13 protein-coding genes are annotated in these 26,599 nt (G+C 36.4%); 1 reads left to right on the forward strand and 12 read right to left on the reverse strand.

Translation table 11 applies throughout. The annotated features are described in order from the left end of the window. Positions 1-6: 6 nt before the first annotated feature. The 12 genes from ACJ6WR_RS07325 to ACJ6WR_RS07380 form a co-directional block, all read right to left on the reverse strand. A complete protein-coding gene (locus ACJ6WR_RS07325) occupies positions 7-912 on the reverse strand; it encodes a type IX secretion system membrane protein PorP/SprF (RefSeq protein WP_409416421.1) in 906 nt (301 codons plus the stop codon). Between the two features lie 64 nt (positions 913-976). Continuing rightward, positions 977-11,710, reverse strand: a complete 10,734-nt coding sequence (locus ACJ6WR_RS07330) for an HYR domain-containing protein (RefSeq protein ID WP_409417468.1) — start codon at positions 11,708-11,710, stop codon at positions 977-979. A gap of 578 nt (positions 11,711-12,288) precedes the next feature. Beyond that, complete coding sequence (gene queG / locus ACJ6WR_RS07335) at positions 12,289-13,212, reverse strand: tRNA epoxyqueuosine(34) reductase QueG (RefSeq protein ID WP_409417923.1); 924 nt, start codon at positions 13,210-13,212, stop codon at positions 12,289-12,291. Between the two features lie 108 nt (positions 13,213-13,320). After that, a complete protein-coding gene (gene ruvB, locus ACJ6WR_RS07340; protein ID WP_039111898.1) occupies positions 13,321-14,343 on the reverse strand; it encodes a Holliday junction branch migration DNA helicase RuvB in 1,023 nt (340 codons plus the stop codon). Positions 14,344-14,414: 71 nt separating this feature from the next. Then, on the reverse strand, positions 14,415-16,211 hold the full coding sequence (locus ACJ6WR_RS07345; protein WP_039111897.1) for a cbb3-type cytochrome c oxidase subunit I: 1,797 nt from the start codon (positions 16,209-16,211) through the stop codon (positions 14,415-14,417). Between the two features lie 31 nt (positions 16,212-16,242). Then, entirely contained in the window at positions 16,243-17,406 is a 1,164-nt protein-coding gene (locus ACJ6WR_RS07350; protein WP_039111896.1) for a cytochrome c oxidase subunit II, read from the reverse strand. Between the two features lie 19 nt (positions 17,407-17,425). Continuing rightward, positions 17,426-18,787, reverse strand: coding sequence for a quinol:cytochrome C oxidoreductase (locus ACJ6WR_RS07355; RefSeq protein WP_409417469.1), 1,362 nt, complete (start codon positions 18,785-18,787; stop codon positions 17,426-17,428). Positions 18,788-18,817: 30 nt separating this feature from the next. Further along, complete coding sequence (locus ACJ6WR_RS07360; RefSeq protein WP_039119291.1) at positions 18,818-19,363, reverse strand: c-type cytochrome; 546 nt, start codon at positions 19,361-19,363, stop codon at positions 18,818-18,820. Positions 19,364-19,371: 8 nt separating this feature from the next. Then, positions 19,372-19,896, reverse strand: coding sequence for a DUF3341 domain-containing protein (locus ACJ6WR_RS07365; protein WP_039111893.1), 525 nt, complete (start codon positions 19,894-19,896; stop codon positions 19,372-19,374). Next, on the reverse strand, positions 19,889-21,289 hold the full coding sequence (nrfD, locus tag ACJ6WR_RS07370; RefSeq protein ID WP_039111892.1) for an NrfD/PsrC family molybdoenzyme membrane anchor subunit: 1,401 nt from the start codon (positions 21,287-21,289) through the stop codon (positions 19,889-19,891). Before nrfD ends, ACJ6WR_RS07365 begins: the two co-directional genes overlap by 8 nt. Before the next feature lie 38 nt (positions 21,290-21,327). Then, the gene (locus tag ACJ6WR_RS07375) at positions 21,328-24,384 is read right to left on the reverse strand and encodes a TAT-variant-translocated molybdopterin oxidoreductase (protein ID WP_409417470.1); all 3,057 of its coding nucleotides are present in this window, start codon (positions 24,382-24,384) and stop codon (positions 21,328-21,330) included. Between the two features lie 32 nt (positions 24,385-24,416). Next, positions 24,417-25,745: a cytochrome c3 family protein gene (locus ACJ6WR_RS07380; protein ID WP_409417471.1), complete on the reverse strand. Its 1,329-nt coding sequence runs from the start codon at positions 25,743-25,745 to the stop codon at positions 24,417-24,419. A gap of 220 nt (positions 25,746-25,965) precedes the next feature. Here ACJ6WR_RS07380 and ACJ6WR_RS07385 point away from each other — a divergent pair, with 220 nt between their 5' ends. After that, on the forward strand, positions 25,966-26,355 hold the full coding sequence (locus ACJ6WR_RS07385) for an SPOR domain-containing protein (RefSeq protein WP_039111889.1): 390 nt from the start codon (positions 25,966-25,968) through the stop codon (positions 26,353-26,355). Positions 26,356-26,599: the final 244 nt, after the last annotated feature.

The following is a 26,599-nucleotide window of genomic DNA, read 5'->3' on the forward strand; positions in this document are numbered from 1 at the left end:
ATGGTTTTAGAAGAATCTTGGTGAGGTTATTCGGCTGTAATTATTAAAGAATTCGAATCGCAGGAATATCTCGTGGGAACCTGAGTTGTAGTTGTTCAGGCGGGTGGTTTCGCGGTCGTAGGCGTAGCCTAGATATAATCCGTCGCTTACCTGGAATCCTACCATGGCGCTTAGGGCTGCACTCCATCTGTAGGCTACTCCTGCTACAAATTTGTCATTGAACATGAAGTTGGCTGACAGGTCGACTTGTAGTGGGGAACCTTCGACCATTTTGGTCAGTACGGCTGGTTTGAATTTGATATAGGGGTCTAGATCGAATACGTATCCGGCTATTAGGTAGTAGTTGATTTTGTCTTTGAAGATGGCGATATCATTATCGTTGTATCTGTTAGTTTCGATAAAATTGGGTACGGATAATCCGATGTAGGCTTTATCGGAATGCCAGTATACTCCTGCTCCTATATTGGGGGTGAATTTGCTGTTTAGGTCTTGAAATTGTGGGTCGCCTTGTTGTTCTGGGTTTAGTTTACCGATGTCTAAATTGAACAGGTTGGCGGTGGCTTTGATCCCGAAGGATAGCTTGAAGGTTTCGGATGTGGGTATGGTATAGGATAAATCGGCCGAGAATGTGTTTTCGTTTGTTGGTCCTATTTTATCGTTTACCAGGGATACTCCGAGTCCCAGGTTGCTATTGTTTAACGGGGTGTTTAGGGAGAAACTACTGGTTTCGGGTGCTCCATCGAGTCCTACCCATTGGGTACGGTATAGTCCAAAGATGCTCATGGCTCCTCTGGAGCCGGCATAGGCTGGGTTTATATTGATGGTATTGTACATGTATTGTGTAAACTGGGCATCTTGTTGTGCATGGCTTACTGCGGAAAAAAACATAAAAACGATTACTAATTTTCTCATTTATTTTTCTTTTAAGAATGGCTTAGCTTTTTAGGGCTAAGCCGTTTCTATTTGTTTTTTACTTTTATTTATTGATGTATAAATATCCTGCTTCCTGGTGGGCATTGGACTCGCTGTCTTTGTATTTTAGTACGTAGTAGTATGTTCCTACTGGCAGTCCATCGGATTGTTTTACGGTGGTGCGTCCTTCGGACATTCCTCTAAAGGCGCGCTCTTCGTTGTTGTAGTGTTCGCGTTCGAATACTAAAACTCCCCATCGGTTGTATATCTCTACGGTATTCTCTGGATAACATTCTAGCCCTTGGATGTAGAATCTCTCGTTCATAGAATCTCCGTTTGGTGAGATGGCATTGAAGACTTTTATTACGCAGCCTTCTATTGGGGATACTGTTGGATTGTCATCTACATTGCTGGTGTAATCGGATTTGTCTTCTACTGTGATTCCGTTGGCACTGGTTCCAAATGCGGTGGCCTGGTTGCTTATTTTTCCGGCATTGATGTCGGATTGTTTGATTACATATACGCCTATAAAGGTGTGTTCGTCGGTTTCATTTACGCCTAATGTGATTGGGCTTCCTGTCATAACTAGTCCTGGAAGTGGGTCGCTAACTGTTACGTTTGTCAGCGGGGTGTTTCCGGTATTGGTTATCTTGAAGGTATAGGTGATCGTTTCTCCCGCATTGGCATAACCGCTTTTGTTTTCGTCATTGAATGTGGCTGTTTTTATTACGGCTATCGATGGTACGGCTACAAAAATGGTCACTTTGGCACTTACGCAATTTGTTTTGTTTATGGCATCACAAATTTGGTAGTTTAGTGTATAGGTACCTCCTGGTGTATTTGGCGCTACATCTATTGTTCCGTCTTCGTTTAATGTGATTCCTGATAATACGGTTAGGCTTTTTATGGTTACAACGGCTGGGTTGTTTATTCTGCTTCCGTTTAATTTATCATTGTCTAATACATTGATTGCTTCTAGTGTTCCGTTTATTCCGTCTGCAAAGAGTACGTTGTCATCTGCTGCGTCTATAATCGCTGCTCCTACTACAATTACTGAGGTTACTTCTGCACAATTTGCAGGATTGGTTACTTCGCATATTTTGTAGGTTACATCGTAGTTTCCTGCTGGTGTATTTGGAGATACGGTTACCGTTCCGTCAGGATTTAGTGTGAGTCCTGTTGGTACTGTTACTGGCGTTAGTTTTACTTCGCCTGGGTTGGTTCCGATAACTACATCTACTCCGTTTAATTTATCGTTTGATGTTAATGGTGGAGTTTTGCCTCCTGTGTTTCCATTAATTGGAGACGTAGTTTCTGTGATAGCTTCGATTAATGGATTATCTATAGTTATTTTAACTGTAGATGTACTACAATTTGTAATATTTGAAAGATCACAAATAGTATAATCAAATGTATAAGTTCCAGATGGCGTATGTGGATTTACACTTACTTCACCAGTAGTTGTATCAAAATTTACTCCAGATGGTAACGTACTTGCTAAAGTAATTTTTACTTGATTTGATACCACACTAACACAATTCAATAAATCATTATTCAAAACGTTTGAAACTGCAATACCTCCTACATAACTATTTATTGAAACCCCTAAATCATCGTTAGATTTAATCGGACCAAACACAGTGACCATTTGTGTACAAGTAGAAATATTACCATTATTATCAGTAACTGTCCAAGTTACAGTTGTAATTCCGATTGGGAATACCACAGGAGCGTCATTCGTTACTGAAGCAATTCCACAATTATCAGAAACAGTTGGTAAACTTAGAACAATTGTTGCTGTACATGAACCTGTGTCTGTATTAGCTATAACCGCTGTTGAGCAACTAATAACTGGTTTTTCAGTATCGGTAATAGTGATGATTTGCTCACATGATACCGAGATATTACCTGAAGCGTCCGTTGCTGTCCATACTATTGTTGTTGCTCCTACCGGATATAAATCTGTTACTAATTTACTGTCTGAACGAACTCCTGTAAAGGTGAAGGTTGTGGAACAATTATCAGTTGCTGTTGGGTTTACAATAGCTACTATTGCGCCACATACTCCTGCATCGGCAACTTGACTGATGGCTGCTGGACAAGTGATAACTGGTTTTTCGGTATCGGTAATAGTGATCGTTTGCTCACATGATGCTGAGATATTTCCTGAAGCATCGGTAGCTGTCCAAACTATTTTTGTTGTTCCCACAGGATATAAATCTGTTACTAATTTACTGTCTGAACGAACTCCTGTGAAGGTGAAGGTTGTTGAGCAATTATCGGTTGCTGTTGGATTTACAATAGATACTATTGCGCCACATACTCCTGCATCGGCAACTTGACTGATGGCTGCTGGACAAGTGATAACTGGCTTTTCGGTATCGGTAATAGTGATGATTTGCTCACATGATGCCGAGATATTACCTGAAGCATCAGTAGCTGTCCATACTATTGTTGTCGCTCCTACTGGATATAAATCTGTTACTAATTTACTGTCTGAACGAACTCCTGTGAAGGTGAAGGTTGTTGAGCAATTATCGGTTGCTGTTGGATTTACAATAGATACTGTTGCACCACATTTGTTAGCATCGGCAACTTGATTAATAGCTGCTGGACATGTGATAACTGGTTTTTCAATATCGGTAATAGTGATGATTTGCTCACATGATGCCGAGATATTACCTGAAGCATCAGTAGCTGTCCATACTATTGTTGTCGCTCCTACTGGATATAAATCTGTCAATGATTTACTGTCTGAACGAACTCCTGTAAAGGTGAATGTTGTTGAACAATTATCGGTTGCTGTTGGATTTACAATAGAAACAGTTGCGCCACATTTGTTGGTATCGGCAACTTGGTTAATAGTTGCTGGACACGTGATAACTGGCTTTTCTGTATCTTTTATTATTACGTTCTGAATTGCACTTTCTATGTTTCCATTTCCGTCATCAAAACTCCAAGTAATTGTATAAGTCCCTTGCGTTGTATAAGTAAGTGGATCTGCTGTTGTTCCTGTTATTGTTCCTTTACAATTATCTGTTGTGGTTGGAACTGGTACAATTGCTGAACATTGTGCTACAACATCTGCTAAAACTGGTTTAACTGGTTTTTCTGCATCTTTTATTATTACGTTCTGAATTGTGCTTTCTATGTTTCCATTTCCGTCATCAAAACTCCAAGTAATTGTATAAGTCCCTTGTGCTGTATAAGTAAGTGGATCTGGTGTTGTTCCTATTATTGTTCCTTTACAATTATCTGTTGTGCTTGGAACTGGTACTGTTGCTGAACATTGTGCTATAACATCTGCTAAAACTGGTTTTTCTGGTTTTTCTGCATCGGCAATAGTGATCGTTTGCTCACATGATAATGAGGTATTTCCTGAAGCATCGGTCGCTGTCCAAACTATTTTTGTTGTTCCTACCGGATATAAATCTGTTAATGATTTACTGTCTGAACGAACTCCTGAAAAGGTGAATGTTGTTGAACAATTATCGGTTGCTGTTGGATTTACAATAGAAACGGTTGCGCCACATTTGTTAGCATCAGCAACTTGGCTAATGGCTGTTGGACACGTGATAACTGGTTTTTCTGTATCTTTTATTATTACGTTCTGAATTGCACTTTCTATGTTTCCATTTCCGTCATCAAAACTCCAAGTAATTGTATAAGTCCCTTGTGCTGTATAAGTAAGCGGATCTGCTGTTGTTCCTGTTATTGTTCCTTTACAATTATCTGTTGTGCTTGGAACTGGTACTGTTGCTGAACATTGTGCTATAACATCTGCTAAAACTGGTTTAACTGGCTTTTCTGCATCAGTAATAGTAACTGTTTGCTCACATGATAATGAGGTATTTCCTGAAGCATCGGTAGCTGTCCAAACTATTTTTGTTGTGCCTACCGGATATAAATCTGTCAATGATTTACTGTCTGAACGAACTCCTGCAAAGGTGAATGTTGTCGAACAATTATCGGTAGCTGTTGGATTTACAATAGAAACAGTTGCTCCACATTGTCCTGTATCAGCGTTTTTGTTAATAGCTGTTGGACATGTGATAACTGGCTTTTCTGTATCTTTTATTATTACGTTCTGAATTGCACTTTCTATGTTTCCATTTCCGTCATCAAAACTCCAAGTAATTGTATAAGTCCCTTGTGCTGTATAAGTAAGCGGATCTGCTGTTGTTCCTGTTATTGTTCCTTTACAATTATCTGTTGTGCTTGGAACTGGTACTGTTGCTGAACATTGTGCTATAACATCTGCTAAAACTGGTTTAACTGGCTTTTCTGCATCAGTAATAGTAACTGTTTGCTCACATGATAATGAGGTATTTCCTGAAGCATCGGTAGCTGTCCAAACTATTTTTGTTGTGCCTACCGGATATAAATCTGTCAATGATTTACTGTCTGAACGAACTCCTGCAAAGGTGAATGTTGTCGAACAATTATCGGTAGCTGTTGGATTTACAATAGAAACAGTTGCTCCACATTGTCCTGTATCAGCGTTTTTGTTAATAGCTGTTGGACATGTGATAACTGGCTTTTCTGTATCTTTTATTATTACGTTCTGAATTGCACTTTCTATGTTTCCATTTCCGTCATCAAAACTCCAAGTAATTGTATAAGTCCCTTGTGCTGTATAAGTAAGCGGATCTGCTGTTGTTCCTGTTATTGTTCCTTTACAATTATCTGTTGTGCTTGGAACTGGTACTGTTGCTGAACATTGTGCTATAACATCTGCTAAAACTGGTTTAACTGGCTTTTCTGCATCGGCAATAGTGATCGTTTGCTCACATGATAATGAGGTATTTCCTGAAGCATCGGTAGCTGTCCAAACTATTTTTGTTGTTCCCACAGGATATAAATCTGTCAATGATTTACTGTCTGAACGAACTCCTGCAAAGGTGAATGTTGTCGAACAATTATCGGTTGCTGTTGGATTTACAATAGAAACAGTTGCGCCACATTTGTTGGTATCGGCAACTTGGTTAATAGTTGCTGGACACGTGACAACTGGTTTTTCTGTATCTTTTATTATTACGTTCTGAATTGCACTTTCTATGTTTCCATTTCCGTCATCAAAACTCCAAGTAATTATATAAGTCCCTTGCGCTGTATAAGTAAGCGGATCTGCTGTTGTTCCTGTTATTGTTCCTTTACAATTATCTGTTGTGCTTGGAACTGGTACTGTTGCTGAACATTGTGCTACAACATCTGCTAAAACTGGTTTAACTGGCTTTTCTGCATCGGCAATAGTGATCGTTTGCTCACATGATAATGAGGTATTTCCTGAAGCATCGGTCGCTGTCCAAACTATTTTTGTTGTTCCCACAGGATATAAATCTGTCAATGATTTACTGTCTGAACGAACTCCTGCAAAGGTGAATGTTGTTGAACAATTATCGGTTGCCGTTGGATCTACAATAGAAACAGTTGCGCCACATTTGTTAGCATCTGCAACTTGGTTAATAGTTGCTGGACACGTGATAACTGGTTCTTGGGTGTCTTTTATTATTACGTTCTGAATTGCGCTTTCTATGTTTCCATTTCCGTCAGCAAAACTCCAAGTAATTGTATAAGTCCCTTGCGTTGTATAAGTAAGTGGATCTGCTGTTGTTCCTGTTATTGTTCCTTTACAATTATCTGTTGTGGTTGGAACTGGTACAATTGCTGAACATTGTGCTACAACATCTGCTAAAACTGGTTTTTCTGGTTTTTCTGCATCAGTAATAGTAACTGTTTGCTCACATGATAATGAGGTATTTCCTGAAGCATCGGTAGCTGTCCAAACTATTTTTGTTGTTCCCACAGGATATAAATCTGTCAATGATTTACTGTCTGAACGAACTCCTGCAAAAGTGAATGTTGTCGAACAATTATCAGTTGCTGTTGGATTTACAATAGAAACGGTTGCTCCACATTTGTTAGCATCTGCAACTTGGCTAATAGTTGCTGGACATGTGATAACTGGTTTTTCTGTATCAGCTACAACTATTGTCGAAGCAGTAGAAGTTTCTTCACAAAAAGTAGAACCACTTATGATTTTTACTTTATAATCTCCATTTGAGGTTACAACTAATGTCGAAGCTGTCTCCCCATTAATAACTGAATTATCTTTGTACCAAACATAACTAGGAGAAACCGCATTGGTAACCGCTGTTAGTGTAGTAGTTAAACAAGCTTCTAATGTTCCTGTTATTGTCGCTGTAGGCAAAGAGCTAACAGTTACAACTCTTTCTGCAGTAGCATCATCACAACCTCCAGTTCCAGTTACTGTATACTTAATTGTTGCTACCCCAGTTCCAACTCCAGCAATTGCTCCTGTTGATGCATTTACTGTAGCTACTGCCGTATTACTACTACTCCATCTTCCTCCAGCAGTACCTCCTGATAATGAAAAAGCAGTATTTTCTGTTATACAAATATTTTGATTTCCTGATAACGTTCCTGCAATAGGAGTTTCTGTTACAATAACTTTTACTGCGATTCTTTCACTCTCACATCCATTAGTTGTTTGACTAGCATAATATGTATTTGATTCCAATAAGTCAGTCTCTTTATACAAAATACCACCCGTCAGAGCATTATACCATTGAATACCTGATCCTGTAGCAATTAAATCTTTAATTTTTTTAGCATCTACAAAGCAAAAATTTTGCTCTGTAGCCGTTGGCATAGCTGGCGTAGCTGGTTGTGCATTAATTACTGCAGCAACTGATTCAGCTGATATGCAAGTCCCTAATGTCGCTTTTACAGTATAACTTCCTGCTGGCGCTGTTATTGCAGCTCCATTTCGAACAACATTTGCCGACGGCGTGATTGTATAGGTATAAGTCGAGTCATAATTCGTAATTGTAAAACTTCCTGTAGCTGTTGCACACGTTGGTTGTGTTACAGCGCTAACTGCTGGTATATCCGGTGTAGCTGGTTGTGCATTAATTACTGCAGCAACTGATTCAGCTGATATGCAAGTCCCTAATGTTGCTTTTACAGTATAACTTCCTGCTGGTACTGTTACTATAGCTCCATTTCGGTTAACTCCTGTTGACGGTGTGATTGTATAAGTATAAGTTGGGTCGTAATTCGTAATTGTAAAACTTCCTGTAGCTGTTGCACACGTTGGTTGTGTTACAGCGCTTACTGCTGGCATATCCGGTGTAGCTGGTTGTGCATTAATTACTGCAGCAACCGATTCTACAGATGCGCAAGTTCCAGAGGTAGCTTTTACAGTATAACTTCCTACTGGTGCTGTTACTGTAGCTCCATTTCGGTTAACTCCTGTTGACGGCGATACCGTATAAGTATACGTTGGATTATAATTAGTAATCTCAAAACTTCCCGTAGCAGTCGTACAAGTTGGTTGTGTTAATGTAGTTAATGTTGGTTTTGGAATCGATGCATTCATCGTTACTACTCCATTTATTGTAGCTGCTGGACATGGCATTGTATGTCCAACTGTTGTTATCGTATAATTAGCATTTGCCGCTGGAGTTCCTGAAATAGTTACTGTTCTTGCTGTTAAATCGACAACGGACTTTAACTCTGTTGGCAAATTTGTTACTATGGCATTTTTTGCGCTTCCTCCAAAAGTATAAACCGTAGTTGGAATTGCTGTTCCTGTACAAACTACCGGATTTTGTGTACCGCTGGTAAGCACAATTGTTGAGGCATCATTTATAACTGCTGCAACCGCAATTCTCGATGTTGTAGTACAACCTTCGGTTGTAGTAGCACCTACATAATAAGTAGTCGTAGTTGATAAGTTTGGAGTAATAAATTCTGCTCCTGTTCCTAATACCTGTTCACTTACCGGATCCGCATACCATCTGATAGTATCAGCTCCTGTTGATGCAGTTGCCTTTAGTATTAATGCTGCCATACCACAGCTAGAGGCTTCTGTAGTTGAATTTATTGTTGGCCTAGTATTTATCGATGCTTTAACTGCAGTCCTTGTTGCTGTAGCACATCCGTTATCGGTTGCATCAACATAATAAGTTGTAGTAGTTGTTAAGCTTGGTGTTGTAAAACTTGTACCTGTTCCTAATGACGCACCACCAGTTGCTGCAGCATACCAATTAATTGTTCCTGAAGAGGCAGTAGCTCCTAAAATCACTTCTCCAGTATCACATCGTCCAGCAGGTGTTGTTCCTGTAATTGTTGGTATTGCATTAATAACAAAATTAGTAGCAGTTCGACAACCTGTGCCACTACCACAAGCTGCATAAAAAACTGTAGTTCCTGCCTTATTTATATCTATTAAGCCTTTAACTGTATTTGGATCGAAAGATGCTCCTGAGCCTACTGCAGTCCCACCCGAAGCCGATGTATACCATTGTATTGTACCAGAACATGTAGAAGTAGCTTTTAATATTCCACTTGTACCTTGACAAGTAGATACTCCTGTAGTTGTTGGTGCTCCAGCAACTGCATTAATAGTTATGCTATTAGTAGGAAGCGAAGTACATCCATTTTCGTTTGTAGTTGTTACTACATAGTTATTTGGTACTAAGCCCGAAAAGATTCCTGTTGTATTAATTACTGGTGCTGTTACAGGATTAGTTCCTTTTAATGTATAACTTATTCCTTCACCATTTGCAGGAGTTTTTACCGTTATTGTTCCTGTTGGTGTATCACAAGTTGATTGTACCACTTCAGCTGTAGGAACATCTGGCAAAGCAAATATTTTTATATCATCTTCTGTTACAGTTGCGCCATCGCCTTTAAAGTTCGTTCCCGGCACATCGATTTGGTTAACTCCTTCATATTTTTTATTTATAGTTGTACCATACGCGTTTACAGCTGCCGTAATTTTTCTAGTAGGATTGGCAGTTGTACGTGTAGGATCAAAGTATAAAGCTTGTGCATTAGAACTATATGTACCAGCAGCAATAGGCGCTATAACTTTCCCAACCAAGATTATCGTAACCACTCCATTTTGAGCAATATTAAACCCTCCAAACACAGGATTATTCTTAGATGTAACTGTATTACTTAAAGCACCAGAAGGACCAGTAGTATCTGCTGAATATGTTGCCGTAGCAGAATCAAATTCGATACCTGTTGGAAAATAAAAGTCTAAATCGACCCCGGCAGCATTTCCTACCCCTGTATTTTTTATTTGTATTTCATAAGAAACCTTCTCTCCAATCGAATTACAAGCTGATGCTTTAGGTAACGATTTTACTTTGGTATCCAGAATAGGAAAACAATTTGAGTTAACTTGTAAATTTGGCGGTAGATCTTTAGAGATAAAAGTCGATACATGTCCATTTACTCCCTCATTAGCACCATGGACATTAGAACCAGTTCCACTTCCTTTATTAGTTTTACCTGCCAAACCACCAGTTACATTGGTAGTAATTTTTACAGTCCCCTCAAGATTATGTCTAATGATTCCACCACCACCACCACCACCTGGTCCGTGCTCGTTTTTAGTATCATTTTCTGTATTCCCTCCATTTCCTCCTTTTGCATTAATTGTAATATCTCCAGTACTGGTATTAGAAATATTCAACAATACTGTCCCTCCAGCTCCAGCTCCTCCAGCTCCATCTGGTGTACCACCATATGCACCCGGAGCACCATTTCCTCCATTAACTTCAATTAACCCATTACCTTGAACTGTTCCTGCATTAATAAGTACAATAGCTCCTCCGACACCTCCTTTTACACCATCGATAGCATTATTAGCATCTCCAGCGCCACCGCCACCTCCCATTATAAGTCTTGTTAATTCTGGTGTAGCATCTAGGTAGGATCTAAAACCAGGTCTTCCTCCCCCAGTATAAGTTGGCCAAGTTTGTCCTCCAATTCCTTGCCAACCGTAACCACCTAAACCACCAAAACCACCATTACCACCGCCACCGCCACCGGTGTTGTGGTCATTACCACCACCACCAGCATTGGCAGGAGCTCCTCTACCTGAAGAACCTGCTGGCATACCTTCAACTTTATTATCTACCTGGTTATAACCATCCCACATATATCTAGGCGTTCCTGCGATTCCTTCTCCTTTCCCTGAAATATAAGTTTTTGAAGCATCACCAACATAAGAAGTCGCATCATTTACACCTGAAAAAGCTATAGGACTATATCCTCCTCTAAACCCTCTTGCTGTTCCATCAATAGAAAATCCATTAAAATCAAATGTTCCAGAAACATTAAAAGCAATAACTCCACCTGCAATACCATTAAATGGTGGTGTCGTTATCTTAGAAGTTAGCTTTAAATTAGAGTATTGTGGTACTCTAACAATTTGAAATGTTCTCTTCCCTCTCGTAGGTGTTGCATCCGCATTAAAAAAACTATTAAAAGTACCTCCATTTGGACCGGTACCTTTAAACGTAAGATTTCCTCCCTTTAATGAAACATCATTTGTTGCAATAACATATTCGAAAATACCTGTATTACCAATAGCTGTGAATCCTGTACCTCCTAATTTATCCGGGCCACTACTTGAAGTTCCTGAACCATAATTAGCATCATTCCTAAAATCAATAATAGCATCCTGCATTTGGATAATCAAAATCAAATCCCCTGCAGAAATTTGAGTTGTTCCAAAATTATTTTTATGAGCATCCATTGTTGGTACGGCTCCTAATAATATAGATTGAGCTCCTTTATTCAAGGTGATATTACCATCAACAGGATAATACGTATTTACAGAACTTGATACTGTAACAGGACCATCTCCACCAGGTGTTCCACAAATTTGTGAAAACAGACTAGTTGAGAATAAAAAAAATACAATAAAAGAAGTTAGCCTAAAAAAATTAAGCATTTTAAGAGTACAATTTTGCATAAACAGTTTTGTTTTGGGTAATACTATAATTGTTCGAAAACCCAATGAAGGAATTCGAAAAAAATAAATTAAATAAGAGGGATTGTTGTACCGAAGATCTAAGGAAAAGATCTTTCAAAATTTTATAAAAGAAAAATAAAATAAGGGCCATAAATAAATTAGCTTCGACTCAAATTCGTCTTTAAGATTATAGAAATAGGTAGTTTGGTGGGGCGAAAGTATATAAAGGGTAAAATAATAACTAGATAACTCGTCGAACTACCTGTTTTATCGTTGAAGTACTCTTTTTTTCGAATAAATGTAGATTTTATCGAGAAAAAAATTAACAATTTAGCAACTAAAAGTTTTTATAACAACAATAAAAGTCATTTCGCGCACTAACTTCAACGCAAAAATTCATAACTTATTAAAGTTCAAATAATAGAATAAAAAAATACGCAACGTAGGGTTGCGTATTTTATACTTTTACGAGTAACTTATACTCAATTTTATTGCAAATTTTACTTTAAAAAATAATTTTATTAACAATTAAAACAGAACATCTACCCCTAATTAACAAATTATCCAAAATAAAAAGGCTATTTCAAGAAATTGATATTTCGTTTTAAACCATCAAATTTTGTTCTTTTTAAAGGGGAGTTTTTAAATATCACTCGAAAGGTTTCTTCAGTAATCTCTAACCACTCTTTTTTCGACATTGACATAACATCTGGGTTAGGATTAAACAGTGGTTCTGAATGTGCTTTAGAAAATCGATTCCAAGGACAAACATCTTGACAGGTATCGCAACCAAATGCCCAATCATCAAATTTCCCTTTCATTTCTTGTGGAATATTTTCTTTGAGTTCAATTGTAAAATAGGAAATACACTTACTCCCATCAACTACATAAGGAGCAACAATTGCCTGTGTTGGACAAGCATCGATACAAGCAGTACATGAACCACAATGATCTGTAGTGGCATAATCATATTCTAAGTCTAAATCAAGAATAAGTTCGGCAATGAAGTAAAAAGAGCCTACTTTTTGTGTAATTAAATTGCTGTTTTTACCTATCCAGCCTAAACCACTTTTGGCAGCCCAAGCTTTATCCAAAACTGGAGCAGAGTCAACAAATACGCGACCAGAAACATCGCCTATTTGCTCTTGAATGGAAAAAAGTAATTCTTTGAGTTTTTCTTTAATTACAAAATGATAATCTTGTCCATATGCGTACTTCGATATCTTAAAGCTATCATTTTCCTGAGTTTCGGAAGGGTAATAATTAAGTAATAACGACACTACACTTTTGGCATCATCAACTAATAAAGTAGGATCTAACCGCTTATCAAAATGATTTTCCATATAGGCCATTTGACCATTATGGTTTTTATTAAGCCAATTTTCTAACCTTGGGGCTTCTTGTTCCAAGAATCCTGCTTTAGAAATTCCACAAGATAAGAACCCAAGCCTTTTGGCTTCGGATTTAATAAATTGTGAATATGTGCTTTTTGAATTTATCAATGTAAATTTAATATGAAACGGTTTTAGCCCTGATGGGAGCGACATCCTTTTTTTGGCTTTTTAGCCAGAAAAAGATATAGCGGACAGCAGGAAATAGCTTCAAAAAAATTAAAATAATCCGCCTTGAATATTGGTATTTATTCTACCTAAATGTTTGTATGCTTTGTCGGTAACTTCACGTCCTCGTGGAGTTCTCATAATAAAACCTTCCTGAATTAGGAATGGCTCATATACTTCTTCGATGGTTTCGCTACTTTCGGAAACTGCTGTTGCCAATGTAGACAATCCAACTGGCCCTCCTTTAAATTTACTAATAATGGTAAGAAGGATTTTGTTATCCATCTCATCCAAACCATGTGCATCGACATTTAATGCCTTTAGTGCATATTGTGCAATAGCCAAATCGATAGTTCCGTTTCCTTTAATTTGTGCAAAGTCACGAACACGACGCAATAATGCATTTGCGATACGAGGCGTTCCACGACTACGGCCTGCAATCTCGATTGCAGCATCTAAAGAAATTGGCATTTTTAATATCGAAGCACTTCTTTCTACAATTGAAGTTAAAAGCTCTGTAGTATAATATTGTAATCGTGACGAGATACCAAAACGAGCACGCATAGGTGCTGTTAACAAACCTGAACGTGTTGTTGCTCCGATTAAGGTAAATGGATTTAAATTAATCTGAACTGTTCTTGCATTAGGCCCAGACTCTATCATGATATCTATCTTAAAATCTTCCATTGCCGAATATAAGTACTCTTCGACAATAGGACTCAAACGATGGATTTCATCTATAAATAGTACATCTCTTTCTTCGAGATTAGTAAGTAATCCAGCTAAGTCACCAGGTTTATCCAGAACTGGCCCTGATGTAATCTTTATACCAACCTCTAATTCATTAGCAAGTATGTTTGCCAAAGTAGTTTTTCCAAGTCCGGGAGGTCCATGAAAAAGCGTATGATCTAATGCTTCGTTACGCTGATTAGCTGCCGCAACAAAGACTTTCAGGTTTTCTAAAACCTGATCTTGACCCGCGAAATCATCAAAAGAAAGCGGTCTTAATTTTTTTTCAAGATCAAACTCTTCAGAGTTATAGCGGTTCGTTGTTGGATCTAAATTTTCATTCATTTAGCAAAGATAGAGAAAGAAAAAGGAAGTCAAAAAAAAACCTCTACTATGAGTAGAGGTTTTAAATATTTTTAGTGATGAAGAACTTCTTCTCCTTCTTTCATTGGTACGTTTTGAGGTACAAAATCAACGTCATAGTTTGGATTACTATAGTCATATGGCCAACGGTAAACGTGAGGAATTTCTCCTGGCCAGTTACCGTGAATATGCTCAACTGGTGTAGTCCACTCTAATGTTGTAGATTTCCATGGGTTTTGTACTGCTTTCTTACCGTAGAAAATACTACTAAAGAAATTGTACAAGAACACTAATTGGAAAGCTCCTCCAACTAAAGCAAACACAGTTATTAAAACGTTTACGTTTTGTAAGTCATCAAATAACGGGAAGTTTGTATTAGTATAGTAACGTCTTGGTAAACCTGCTAATCCGATAAAGTGCATTGGGAAGAATACTCCGTAAGCACAAACTGCAGTTACCCAAAAGTGAATATATCCTAAGTTTTTGTTTAACATTCTACCATACATTTTAGGGAACCAGTGGTAAATACCAGCAAACATTCCGTAAAGTGCAGAGATACCCATTACTAAGTGAAAGTGAGCAATTACAAAGTATGTATCGTGAACGTTAATGTCTAAAGTACTATCTCCTAAGATGATCCCTGTTAAACCTCCAGTGATGAAAGTAGAAACCATTCCTATAGAGAACAACATTGCAGGATTAAATTGTAAGTTACCTTTCCATAAAGTTGTAATCCAGTTAAATGCTTTTACAGCAGAAGGAATTGCAATCAATAATGTTGTAAATGTAAATACAGATCCTAAAAATGGATTCATTCCAGAAACGAACATGTGGTGTCCCCAAACGATTGTTGAAAGGAATGCAATTGCTAAAACTGACATAATCATCGCTCTGTATCCGAAAATTGGTTTACGAGAATTCGTAGCCATAATTTCTGAAACAAGTCCCATCGCTGGTAAGATTACAATGTAAACTTCAGGGTGTCCTAAGAACCAAAATAAGTGTTCGAATAAAACTGGTGAACCTCCTTGGTAATGTAAAACTTCTCCAGCAATATAAATATCAGATAAGAAGAAAGAAGTACCAAAACTTCTGTCAAAAATCAATAATAATGCAGCAGATAATAATACTGGGAATGAAATAACTCCAATAACAGCAGTTACGAAGAATGTCCATATAGTTAAAGGTAATCTTGTCATAGACATACCTTTTGTTCTTAAATTAATAACAGTTACGATGTAGTTTAATGAACCCATCAATGATGAAGCAATAAAGATTGCCATAGAAACTAACCATAATGTCATACCTGTTCCTGAACCAGGAATCGCTTGTGGTAAAGCACTTAATGGAGGATAAATTGTCCAACCAGATGAAGCAGGTCCAGCTTCAACAAATAAAGAACTTAACATTATAACTGCTGATAAGAAAAATAACCAGTATGAAATCATATTCATGAATCCAGAGGCCATATCTCTTGCACCAATTTGAAGCGGAATCAATAAGTTACTAAAAGTACCACTCAAACCAGCCGTTAATACAAAAAATACCATGATGGTTCCGTGTATGGTAACTAATGCAAGATAAACATCATTAGTCATTACTCCATCTGGTGCAAATTTATCTCCTAATAAAACATTAAATATTTTAAAAGACTCTTCAGGCCATGCTAATTGCATTCTAAAAAGCAAGGACATTGCAATACCAATTACCCCCATAATAATACCTGTTATAAGGTATTGTTTGGCAATCATTTTGTGATCAATACTAAAGATATATTTAGTAATGAATGTCTCTTTATGGTGGTGTTCGTGTTCGTGATCTTGTCCGTGATCGTGACCTTCTGCTGACATATATGTATACTTTAAATTTCTTAAATAAATATTATTTCATAGCTACTTTAGGAGCTTCTACTTTAGCAGTAGTATCAACTTTGGTAGTATCAGTGCTTCCTGCTGCACCTTCTGCTGGAGCTGGAGCAACTGCTGCTTTAATATCCTGAGCTAATGTAGCTTTTTCGCTTAACCATTTTTTATACTCTTCTGGTGTATCAACAACTATTTTCATTTGCATGTTGTAGTGAGATGTTCCACAAATTTTATTACAAAGTAATAAATAATCAAAAGTATAAGGGTCAAGAGCTGTTTCTCCTTTTGCAACTAGTTCAACACTTTTCTTAGAACGCAGTTCATTAATATGAGCAACTTTCTTTACCATGTATTCTAAGTCTCTATATTCTGCAGTTGTGTAAACTGGCGTGAAAGCAAATTCTGTAACCATACCAGGAACACAGTTCATTTGCGCTCTGAAGTGAGGCATGTAAGCTGAGTGTAATACGTCTTGAGAACGCATCTTGAAATGTACTTTCTTTCCTTTTGGTATATGTAATTCTGAAACCACAATATCATCTTGTGCATATGGATCAGACATATCAACTCCTAAAGTATTTACACCTTCGATTAATCTTACGTTAGCTTTACCTAAAACATTATCAGGTCCAGCATATCTTGCAGTCCATTTAAATTGTTGAGCATATAATTCGATAACAACTGTATCTTCATCTTTGTCAACAAACATAATATTATTCCAAGCATATAATCCATAAAGAATTAATCCTGCCAAAACAACTGCTGGAATAACACTCCAAAGTGCCTCTAATCTATTATTATCAGCAAAATATAATGCTTTCTTATCTTTTTCTCCTTTATATTTAAAAGAAAAATAATAAAGTAATCCTTGAGTTATAAATTGAACTACAAAAATCAAAACCCAAGTAATGTTCATAAGGCTATCAACCAAACTACCATGCTCAGAAGCTGGTGTGTGTAATACTAATGGTCCCCATTTTAACAATCCATATATTGTAAAAATATAAATGAATGCTAAAAATCCGAACATTAAATACCCTTGAACATTATTATCATTATCAGATGCAACCTGAGAATCGTCCGATTTTGCTCCTACCTGAGTAAGATCAAATATCTTGGTCAATTGCCATAATGCTACAGCTAATAAAACTAAAACTATAATTACCAACAAACTTGTCATCTGTTTATTTCTTTAAATATTAATAATGAAAATGTTTACTTTCTTCTATAAATGGATTTCTTTTTGGTAACAAAGGAGCTTTAGTTAATGCAGTGAAAACTACAAAAATAAATAAACCTAAGAAGAAAAGTACTGATGCAATTTCTGAAACACCAATAAACCATCTATCACCTACTGTACCAGGCATAATCATATTGAAGAAATCAAGATAATGTCCTAATAAAATTACAATTCCAGCCATAACAATTACCCAGCTAATTCTCTTGAAATCAGTATTGATTAAAATCAACAATGGGAAAAGAAAATTCATAACAACAGCTCCAAAGAAAGGAAGGTTATAAAGTTGAATTCTTGTAACAAAATAAGTTACCTCTTCAGGGATATTTGCATACCAAATCAACATGAATTGTGAGAACCATAAATAAGTCCAGAAAACACTAATACCAAACATAAATTTAGCAAGGTCATGAATATGGCTTGTATTTACATGCTCTAAATATCCTTTAGATTTCAAGTATACAGTCACTAATGCAATTGTAGTGATACCACTTACAAAGAAACTAGCAAACACATACCATCCAAACAATGTACTGTACCAGTGTGGATCGATAGACATAATCCAATCCCAAGACATAATAGACTCAGAAACGATGAAGAATACTAAGAATCCAGCAGTCATTTTGAAATTCTTTTTGTAATTCAAATCATCTTTAGCTTCGTCTTGTGCAAGACATCTTTGTCTAGTATAGTAGTTATACAAATTCCATCCAATCAAGAATATTGCAGCTCTAATAATCCAAAAAGGAAAATTTAAATATCCTGCTTTATTAGCAATGATTGCATCGTAATTTGGGCTTTTAGGATCTGTTACTCCATCTCCTAACCATACAAACATATGGTTGAAGTGCAGTCCACAAAATACTAAAATTATAAAAAATATTACAGAACCTACAGGTAAGTAAGCAGTTATACCTTGCATAACTCTAAACAATACCGGAGACCATCCTGCTTGCGCAACTTGTTGAATAGCGTAAAATGCAAGAACTCCCATAGAAAGTAGCAAAAAGAAAATACAAGCAACATATAATGCTGACCATGGTTTATTTTGCAATTGGTGTAAAACATGGTTTAAATGTTTTGTATGCTCATCTGCAGCACCAACTTGAGCGTGTTCTTTTTTTCCTTCATCATGTGCATCATGAGCTGGCTCAGCAGTTTCATGAGTCGCTTCTCCATGACCACCATGAGACTCAGCAGCTAGTATTTTTTCAACTTCTTGAATATCTTTAGGTGCATTTAAAAAACCGTACCCAATACCCAAAAGACCTACAGCCATTAAGATGAAAGAAAAAGTTTTTAATTTACTTGAAAATGTATACATATCTAATACGATCAGTTTGTTCAACAATTATTATAATTGGCTTTTTAGTTTTAGAACATAGTCAGCAACTAACCAACGTTCGTGAGTACTTAATTGATTTGCATGAGAACCCATTGCATTTAATCCGTAAGTCTCAACATGAAAAATACTTCCTTCAGTAATTACCCTGTCTTTATAACTAGGAACTCCAAGAAATTTTTCTCTTTCTACCAATTTACCTTTTCCATTTCCAGTTGCACCATGACAACTCATACAATAGATTTCAAAAAGTTCTTTTCCTTTTTCTGAATTTCTATCTAAAGAATCTAAAGGTGATTTCAAATTAGCTTTTGCTAATTCATAACCTGCTGTAGAATTCTCATATTCATAAGGTTCAAAACCTCTGTTAATAGTTCCTTTTACTGGAAGTTGTCCTTCCTTTCCTCCTTTAAAAATATTAGCCTCTGCATATGGTTCATACGCTAAAGATTCATACATATTAGGGAAGTACTGATAGTTTGGTGCCGAATTATTGTGGCAAGATGAAACTAAAATAGTTATACCAACTAAAAGTGTTATTTTATATATACTTTTCATAGCTACAATTAATTCTTTTCTATTACTTTAACTTCTACAGCTCCCGTGTTTTGGAAAAAAGAAACTAATTCCTCTTCATTATCATTAACAGCGATTTCCATTAGGAAATGATCATCTGTTGTTCTTACATCAGGATTTTCTGCTTCTTTGAATGGCCATAATCTACTTCTCATATAAAAAGTGATTACCATTAAGTGAGCTGCGAAAAACACAGTCATTTCAAACATAATCGGCACGAATGCAGGCATGTTTTGAATGAAACTGAAACTTGGTTTTCCACCAATATCTTGAGGCCAGTCGTGAATCATAATATAACTCATCATCGTAGTCGCAACTGTTATACCAATACATCCGTATATAAAAGAACATATTGCTAATCTTGTTGGCGCTAAGCCCATTGCTTTATCCAATCCGTGTACCGGAAATGGAGTAAATACTTCTTCAATATGATGATGTGCAGCTCTAGTTTTCTTTACAGCATCCATCAAAATATCATCGTCATTATAAATGGCGTATATTACTTTATTACTCATGGTGTGAATCTTTATTTGCTCTTTCTCTAATGTAATTATCTCCTGTTCCTTTCAAAATAGTTTTCACCTCTGCCTGAGCAATAACTGGGAATGTTCTAGAGTAAAGTAAAAACAATACGAAGAAGAATCCAATTGTTCCGATGAAAATTCCAATATCAACAAATGTTGGTGAGAACATTGTCCAAGAAGATGGAAGGTAATCTCTATGTAAAGAAGTAACAATAATTACGAATCTTTCAAACCACATTCCAATGTTTACAACAATTGAAATTATAAATGAGAACATGATACTCGTTCTTAATTTTTTGAACCACATGAACTGTGGAGAAAAAACGTTACATGTCATCATTGACCAATATGCCCACCAGTAAGGTCCAGTAGCTCTGTTTAAGAATGCATATTGTTCGTATTCTACTCCTGAATACCAAGCTACAAATAACTCAGTAATATAAGCAACACCTACAATAGAACCCGTAATCATGATTACGATATTCATTAATTCGATATGTTGAACTGTAATATAAGCTTCAAGATTAGAAACTTTTCTCATAATGATCAACAAGGTGTTTACCATTGCGAATCCAGAGAAAACCGCTCCTGCAACGAAGTAAGGAGGGAAAATTGTAGTATGCCATCCTGGAATTACAGATGTAGCAAAGTCCATAGATACAATTGTATGTACAGAAAGTACAAGTGGAGTAGCTAAACCTGCAAGTACTAAAGATACTTCTTCAAAACGTTGCCAGTCTTTTGCTCTACCGCTCCATCCAAAACTCAAGATAGAATAAACTCTTTTATTAAAAGGAGTAATTGCTCTATCACGTAGCATCGCAAAATCAGGTAGTAAACCAGTCCACCAGAAAACTAATGATACTGAAAGATACGTAGAGATTGCAAAAACGTCCCAAAGTAATGGTGAGTTAAAGTTTACCCATAATGAACCAAATTGATTCGGTATAGGTAATACCCAGTATGCTAACCATGGACGTCCCATGTGAATAATTGGAAATAAACCTGCTTGTACAACAGAGAAAATTGTCATTGCTTCGGCAGAACGGTTAATCGCCATTCTCCAACGTTGACGGAAAAGTAATAATACTGCAGAAATCAAAGTTCCGGCGTGACCAATACCTACCCACCAAACAAAGTTTGTGATATCCCAAGCCCAACCAACTGTTTTATTTAATCCCCATGTTCCGATACCTGTAGATACGGTGTAAATTATACAGCCTAATCCCCAAAGGAAAGCTGTTAATGCGATTGTAAATACAATCCACCAATGTTTATTTGCTTTACCTTCAACAGGTGCAGCTACATCTACAGTTACATCGTGATAAGATTTATCACCTATAACTAAAGGTTTTCTAATGGGTGCTTCGTAGTGAGACGACATAATCCTTTATATTGTTTCTTAATTAATAATTTTTTGTACTAAGTATTTCTAACTTTAACGTGATAAATCACATTAGGTTTTGTTCCTACATGCTCTAATAAGTGATACATTCTATCATCAGCAGCTAGTTTAGTAACTTTGCTTTCTGTATCATTTACATCTCCAAATACCATAGCACCAGAAGAACAAGCATTAGAACAAGCTGTTTGGAATTCTCCATCAACGATAGCTCTACCCTCTTTCTTAGCATTTAATATTGTAGCTTGTGTCATTTGAATACACATAGAACATTTTTCCATAACTCCACGAGAACGAACGTTTACGTCTGGATTCAATACCATACGACCTAAATCATCATTCATGTGATAATCGAATTCACTGTTTTTGTTATACAAGAACCAGTTAAAACGACGTACTTTATATGGACAGTTGTTTGCACAGTAACGAGTACCAACACATCTGTTATAAGCCATTTGGTTTTGTCCTTGACGACCATGTGAAGTTGCAGCAACTGGACAAACAGTTTCACAAGGTGCATGATTACAATGTTGACACATAACCGGCTGGAAAGAAACTTGTGGATTATCTCCAGCTTTTTCCATTTCGTTAAATGTAGACAATGAACTTGACAATCCTGCTATATTTTCTTTTCTTTCGTTGTCTCCAGCAAAAGTACTTTCAGAAGAGTAATATCTATCGATACGCAACCAGTGCATATCACGACTTCTTCTTACCTCGTCTTTACCTACAACTGGTACATTATTTTCAGCGTGACAAGCAATAACACAAGCCCCACATCCTGTACAAGCATTTAAATCAATTGAAAGATTAAAGTGATGTCCTGTAGAACGATCAAATGAATCCCATAAATCGACAGATGTAGCTGCTACTTCATTGTGATCTAAAGATACTTTTGGTTGTTCATTCCAAAATTCAGCATCTTTAGTATTAAATATCTCAAGAGAAGTTTCTTTTATAATATCTCCTCTTCCCATTAAAGTTTTTTGACCTTGAACACAAGCAAACTCATGCTCTCCACTAGCTTTTGCAAGCTTAACAGATTGTACATCATTAAAACCTTTATATAAAGAGTAAGCATTTAAACCTACAATCATTTCTTCTTTTAGAGCAGCTTTACGTCCATAACCTAAAGCTAAACCAATAGTACCTACCGCTTGTCCTGGTTGAACAATTACTGGTACGTTTTCTAATTTTACTCCATCAGCTGTTGTAATAGTAGCATAACTTCCGTTTAAACCTCCATTAGCAACAATTTCATTAGACATTTGTAACTTCTTAGCATCAGCATTAGAAACAGTTACATAATTATCCCAAGAAACTCTAGTGATTGGATCTGGAAACTCTTGCAACCAAGGGTTGTTTGCTTGTTGTCCATCTCCCATTCCTGTTTTAGTATATAATACTAATTCGAAATCACCAGAAGCTTTAGATTGTGATACTGCATTTGCAGCAGCACTATAATCAACAGAACCTGCAGAAAGTGCCGAAGCTGTTCCAATAAAAATACCATCGTGTAAAACTTTATTCCAAGTAGAACCTACAATTATTCCAGAAGCATTTGCTTTGATATAATCGTAGAATGTTCCAGAATTTCCTGTTAGAGATAACAAAACATCTTGAAATTGTTTTGTATCAAATATAGGACGAATAGTCGGTTGAGTAAGACCATAAGTTCCTTTTGTAATAGATACATCGTTCCAAGCCTCTAAGTAATGAGGAACTGGAGCAGCAATTGTTGCAAGCTCAGCAGTTTCATCTTGTTTTAAAGAGAAAGCAACAGATGTTTTTACTTTTTTCAGTCCTGCAGCGAAAGATTCGCTATCTGCTAATGTATAAATTGGATTAACTCCACTCATAAGTAATGTATGAACGCTACCTGCTTTCATATCATTAATTAATTGTGCTACTTTAGCATCAGATCCTTTTCTGATTTGTCTTGTTTCAGAAGTTGTAAAAGCTTCACTTATCAACGCTTGGTTGATAGCTAAAACTAATAACTGAGCATTTTTATCTTGAATTCCTGATACTAATACTCCCTTTGAACCAGCAGCTTTTAATTGTTGAGCCGCTTTAGTTACTTCTGCTTTAAACTGACTGTCTAAATTAACAGCTACAGAAGAACCTGTTACAACATTATATATATGAACTAATGCTTGTTTTTGATTTGCAGTCGACATAGGTAAACGCTTATCAGCAGCAGCACCAGACAAAGTCATATTTGCTTCTAATTGGAAGTGACGAGACATTTTTCCATTTCTAGGAATACGTCCTTGTGCATAACCTGAGTCATACCCTCCTCCTTGCCAATCTCCCAAGAAGTCAGCTCCTACCGAAACGATAAGTGAAGCTTTTGAGAAATCGTAATTAACTAAAGCTCTTTCACCATAAACCGTTTCAAATGCATCCAGAGCAGATGATGACGATACCGCATCATAAACAACATGTTTTGCATTAGGGTTTTTAGCTATAAACTCAGCAATTAATTTTTCAGTAGATGGACTTGCCAAAGTATTTGTTAATAATACAATTTGACCACCTTTAGCATTCGCCTCAGCAATACTAGATTTAATTTTTAAATCAACAGCAGACCAAGTTGAATTTTTTCCTTCCAATTTAGGTTCTTTCAAACGCATACTATCATATAATGATAATATAGACGCATGGATTCTAGCATTGGCTGAAAATTTCGCTCCTGAAATTGTGTTATTGTCAATTTTAATAGGACGCCCTTCACGTGTTTTTACTAAAAGATTAGCAAAATCGAAACCATCAAAAACAGTTGTTGCATAATAATCAGCTACACCTGGTATGATTTGTTCTGGTTGCAGTACATAAGGTATCGATTTGTGAACAGGGCCTTCGCAAGCTGCAAGCGTAACTGCTGCAGTACTAAACCCAACGTACTTTAAAAAGTCACGACGTGAAGTTGAAGACGATGCTAATGCATCTGCATTTCCTAAAAATTCATCAGTAGGAATTTCTTCAACAAATTCGTTATTTCTAAGCGCCTCAACAATAGAACTATTTTCGTCTAGCTCTTCAACACTTTTCCAGTATTTTTTGTTTGATGACATTGTATATAAATATTAAAATCTTAATAATTTGATTAATAGTGGCATTTACCACACTCTAAACCTCCCATTTGCGCTGCAGTTAATTTCTCTACACCGTATTTTTTAGAAAGTTCTTCATGTATTTTAGCATAATACTCGTTTCCTTCCATCTTAACATCAGTTTTTCTATGGCAATCAATACACCATCCCATTGTTAATTTAGAATACTGTTTCATGATTTCATACTCTTGTACTGGACCGTGACAAGTTTGACATTCGATACCAGCAACCGAAACGTGTTGTGAGTGATTAAAGTATACAAAATCAGGTAAATTATGAATACGAACCCATTTTACTGGTTGTGTTTTTCCTGTATATGTTTGAGTAGCTTTATCCCATCCAACTGCATTATACAATTTTTGGATTTGCTCATCATAGAATGCTTTACTGTACTCAGGAGTAGCAGTAGATTCAGCAACCTCTGATATGTTTTTATGACAGTTCATACAAACATTCAAAGAAGGAATACCTGCAGTTTTACTTACACGAGCAGCAGAGTGACAATACTTACAATTGATCTCGTTATCTCCTGCGTGAATTTTGTGAGAATAGTGAATTGGCTGAATTGGCTCATAATTCTGATCTACACCTACTTGCATTAAGTAAGCATACACAAAATAACCACTTGCCAATAACAAGAATATAGAAGCAACTAAAACCAAAAATTGATTTCTAGCAAACGCTTTCCATAATGAAACTCTTGGCTCTTTTGGAGCAACATCGATTCCATTTGCTTTCGCAACTTTTCTTAATACATTATTTACTAAGTAAAGCATCACTACTAACATACCCATTACCAGAGCAAGTGCCCCTAGGATTACGCTGTTAGAAATAGCCCCACTTTCACCTCCTGTACCAGGAACAGCAGCAGTTGCTGTTGGAGTTTTAGGCTCAGCCTTAGGCTCCGAAGTATAAGCAATAATGTTATCTATATCTCCTGTTGATAATTGAGGAAATGGAGTCATCACTGCTTTGTTGTGATCTGCGAAAAGTTTCACAGCAACTGGGTCACCTGATTTAATCAAATCAGAGCTATTATGAATCCACTTGTACAACCAAGCTTTATCATGTTTTGCCGACACGCCTCTTAATTCAGGACCTGTCGATTTCCCATCTAGTTTATGACATGCAGCACAATTTGCATTAAAAAGTTCTTTACCCTTTACCGGATCACCTCCCTGAGTTGCTACAGTAGCAGCAGCATCAGGCGCTGCTGGAGCAGCAGCATCTTGTGCAAATGAAGTTAGCGAGAAAATTAACGTTAGCCCTAAGCTTAAAAATAATTTCCTTGAGATCGAATTATGGTTACCCACCTTTTCCATATTGTATAATGATTATCTACTAAAATTTGGTACGGTTTTTTCTGTATACGAATTACACAAAAAAGAATACCTTCTTTTAAAACTTGCACAAAAATACAATTTAAGAACTATTCTCAAAACCTTAAAATAGTCTTAAATACCAATTTATATCAATTCTAAATAATTTTTCTAATATCCATTTATATATTAAATACTATTTTTGCATAAAAACCATCACATTATGAGAATTTTAACCCCTAGAAGGAAAACACTTTACACATCATTACTACTAGTTTTGGCATATAACATTAACGCACAAGATCAAAACATTGCACTAAACCAAGACCCCAAATTCGAGCAATTATTGAATGAAAAACGTAAAATTAACCCGTCAATTAGCGTTAACGACAGTTACAAAATCCAGATTTTTAGCGGCAAGAGTGAAGAAGCAAAAAAAACACTGATTGACTTCAAACAAGAGTTCAAAAACATCGATGGAACAATAATTTTCAACACCCCAAACTATAAAGTTATGGTTGGAAATTTTAAAAGTAAAATTGAAGCTGAGAGAAATTTAGCCGACATAAAAAAGAGATATAAAAATGTATTTCTTATCAAACCAGGCAAATAAAATCATCATTTTAACACATAAGAAAAAGACAAAATCCATTCAACTTGAATGGATTTTGTCTTTTTTATTAGCCTTAACTAAAGGCGGTTTTATTTTACCAAATAGCTCTAAAAAACTACCCAAATCACACATATTCAAATAGATAAACTTAAAAATATAAAATTCTTAATCAATACAACCTTTACTTTAAGCTCATTATTTCCAAATACCAACCATCCTCATTCTCCCCCAATTCTTAGGTACA

The organism is Flavobacterium sp. PS2 (assembly GCF_046250155.1).
GTDB lineage: Bacteria > Bacteroidota > Bacteroidia > Flavobacteriales > Flavobacteriaceae > Flavobacterium.

Excerpts from the sequence above, each read along its gene's own strand:
- ACJ6WR_RS07355 (WP_409417469.1), bottom strand. The coding sequence starts at position 18,787 with ATGTATACATTTTCAAGTAAATTAAAAACTTTTTCTTTCATCTTAATG.
- nrfD (WP_039111892.1), bottom strand. The coding sequence starts at position 21,289 with ATGTCGTCTCACTACGAAGCACCCATTAGAAAACCTTTAGTTATAGGT.
- ACJ6WR_RS07375 (WP_409417470.1), bottom strand. The coding sequence starts at position 24,384 with ATGTCATCAAACAAAAAATACTGGAAAAGTGTTGAAGAGCTAGACGAA.
- ACJ6WR_RS07380 (WP_409417471.1), bottom strand. The coding sequence starts at position 25,745 with ATGGAAAAGGTGGGTAACCATAATTCGATCTCAAGGAAATTATTTTTA.
- ACJ6WR_RS07345 (WP_039111897.1), bottom strand. The coding sequence starts at position 16,211 with ATGTCAGCAGAAGGTCACGATCACGGACAAGATCACGAACACGAACAC.
- ACJ6WR_RS07365 (WP_039111893.1), bottom strand. The coding sequence starts at position 19,896 with ATGAGTAATAAAGTAATATACGCCATTTATAATGACGATGATATTTTG.
- ACJ6WR_RS07330 (WP_409417468.1), bottom strand. The coding sequence starts at position 11,710 with ATGCAAAATTGTACTCTTAAAATGCTTAATTTTTTTAGGCTAACTTCT.
- ruvB (WP_039111898.1), bottom strand. The coding sequence starts at position 14,343 with ATGAATGAAAATTTAGATCCAACAACGAACCGCTATAACTCTGAAGAG.
- ACJ6WR_RS07325 (WP_409416421.1), bottom strand. The coding sequence starts at position 912 with ATGAGAAAATTAGTAATCGTTTTTATGTTTTTTTCCGCAGTAAGCCAT.
- ACJ6WR_RS07360 (WP_039119291.1), bottom strand. The coding sequence starts at position 19,363 with ATGAAAAGTATATATAAAATAACACTTTTAGTTGGTATAACTATTTTA.
- ACJ6WR_RS07350 (WP_039111896.1), bottom strand. The coding sequence starts at position 17,406 with ATGACAAGTTTGTTGGTAATTATAGTTTTAGTTTTATTAGCTGTAGCA.
- ACJ6WR_RS07385 (WP_039111889.1), top strand. The coding sequence starts at position 25,966 with ATGAGAATTTTAACCCCTAGAAGGAAAACACTTTACACATCATTACTA.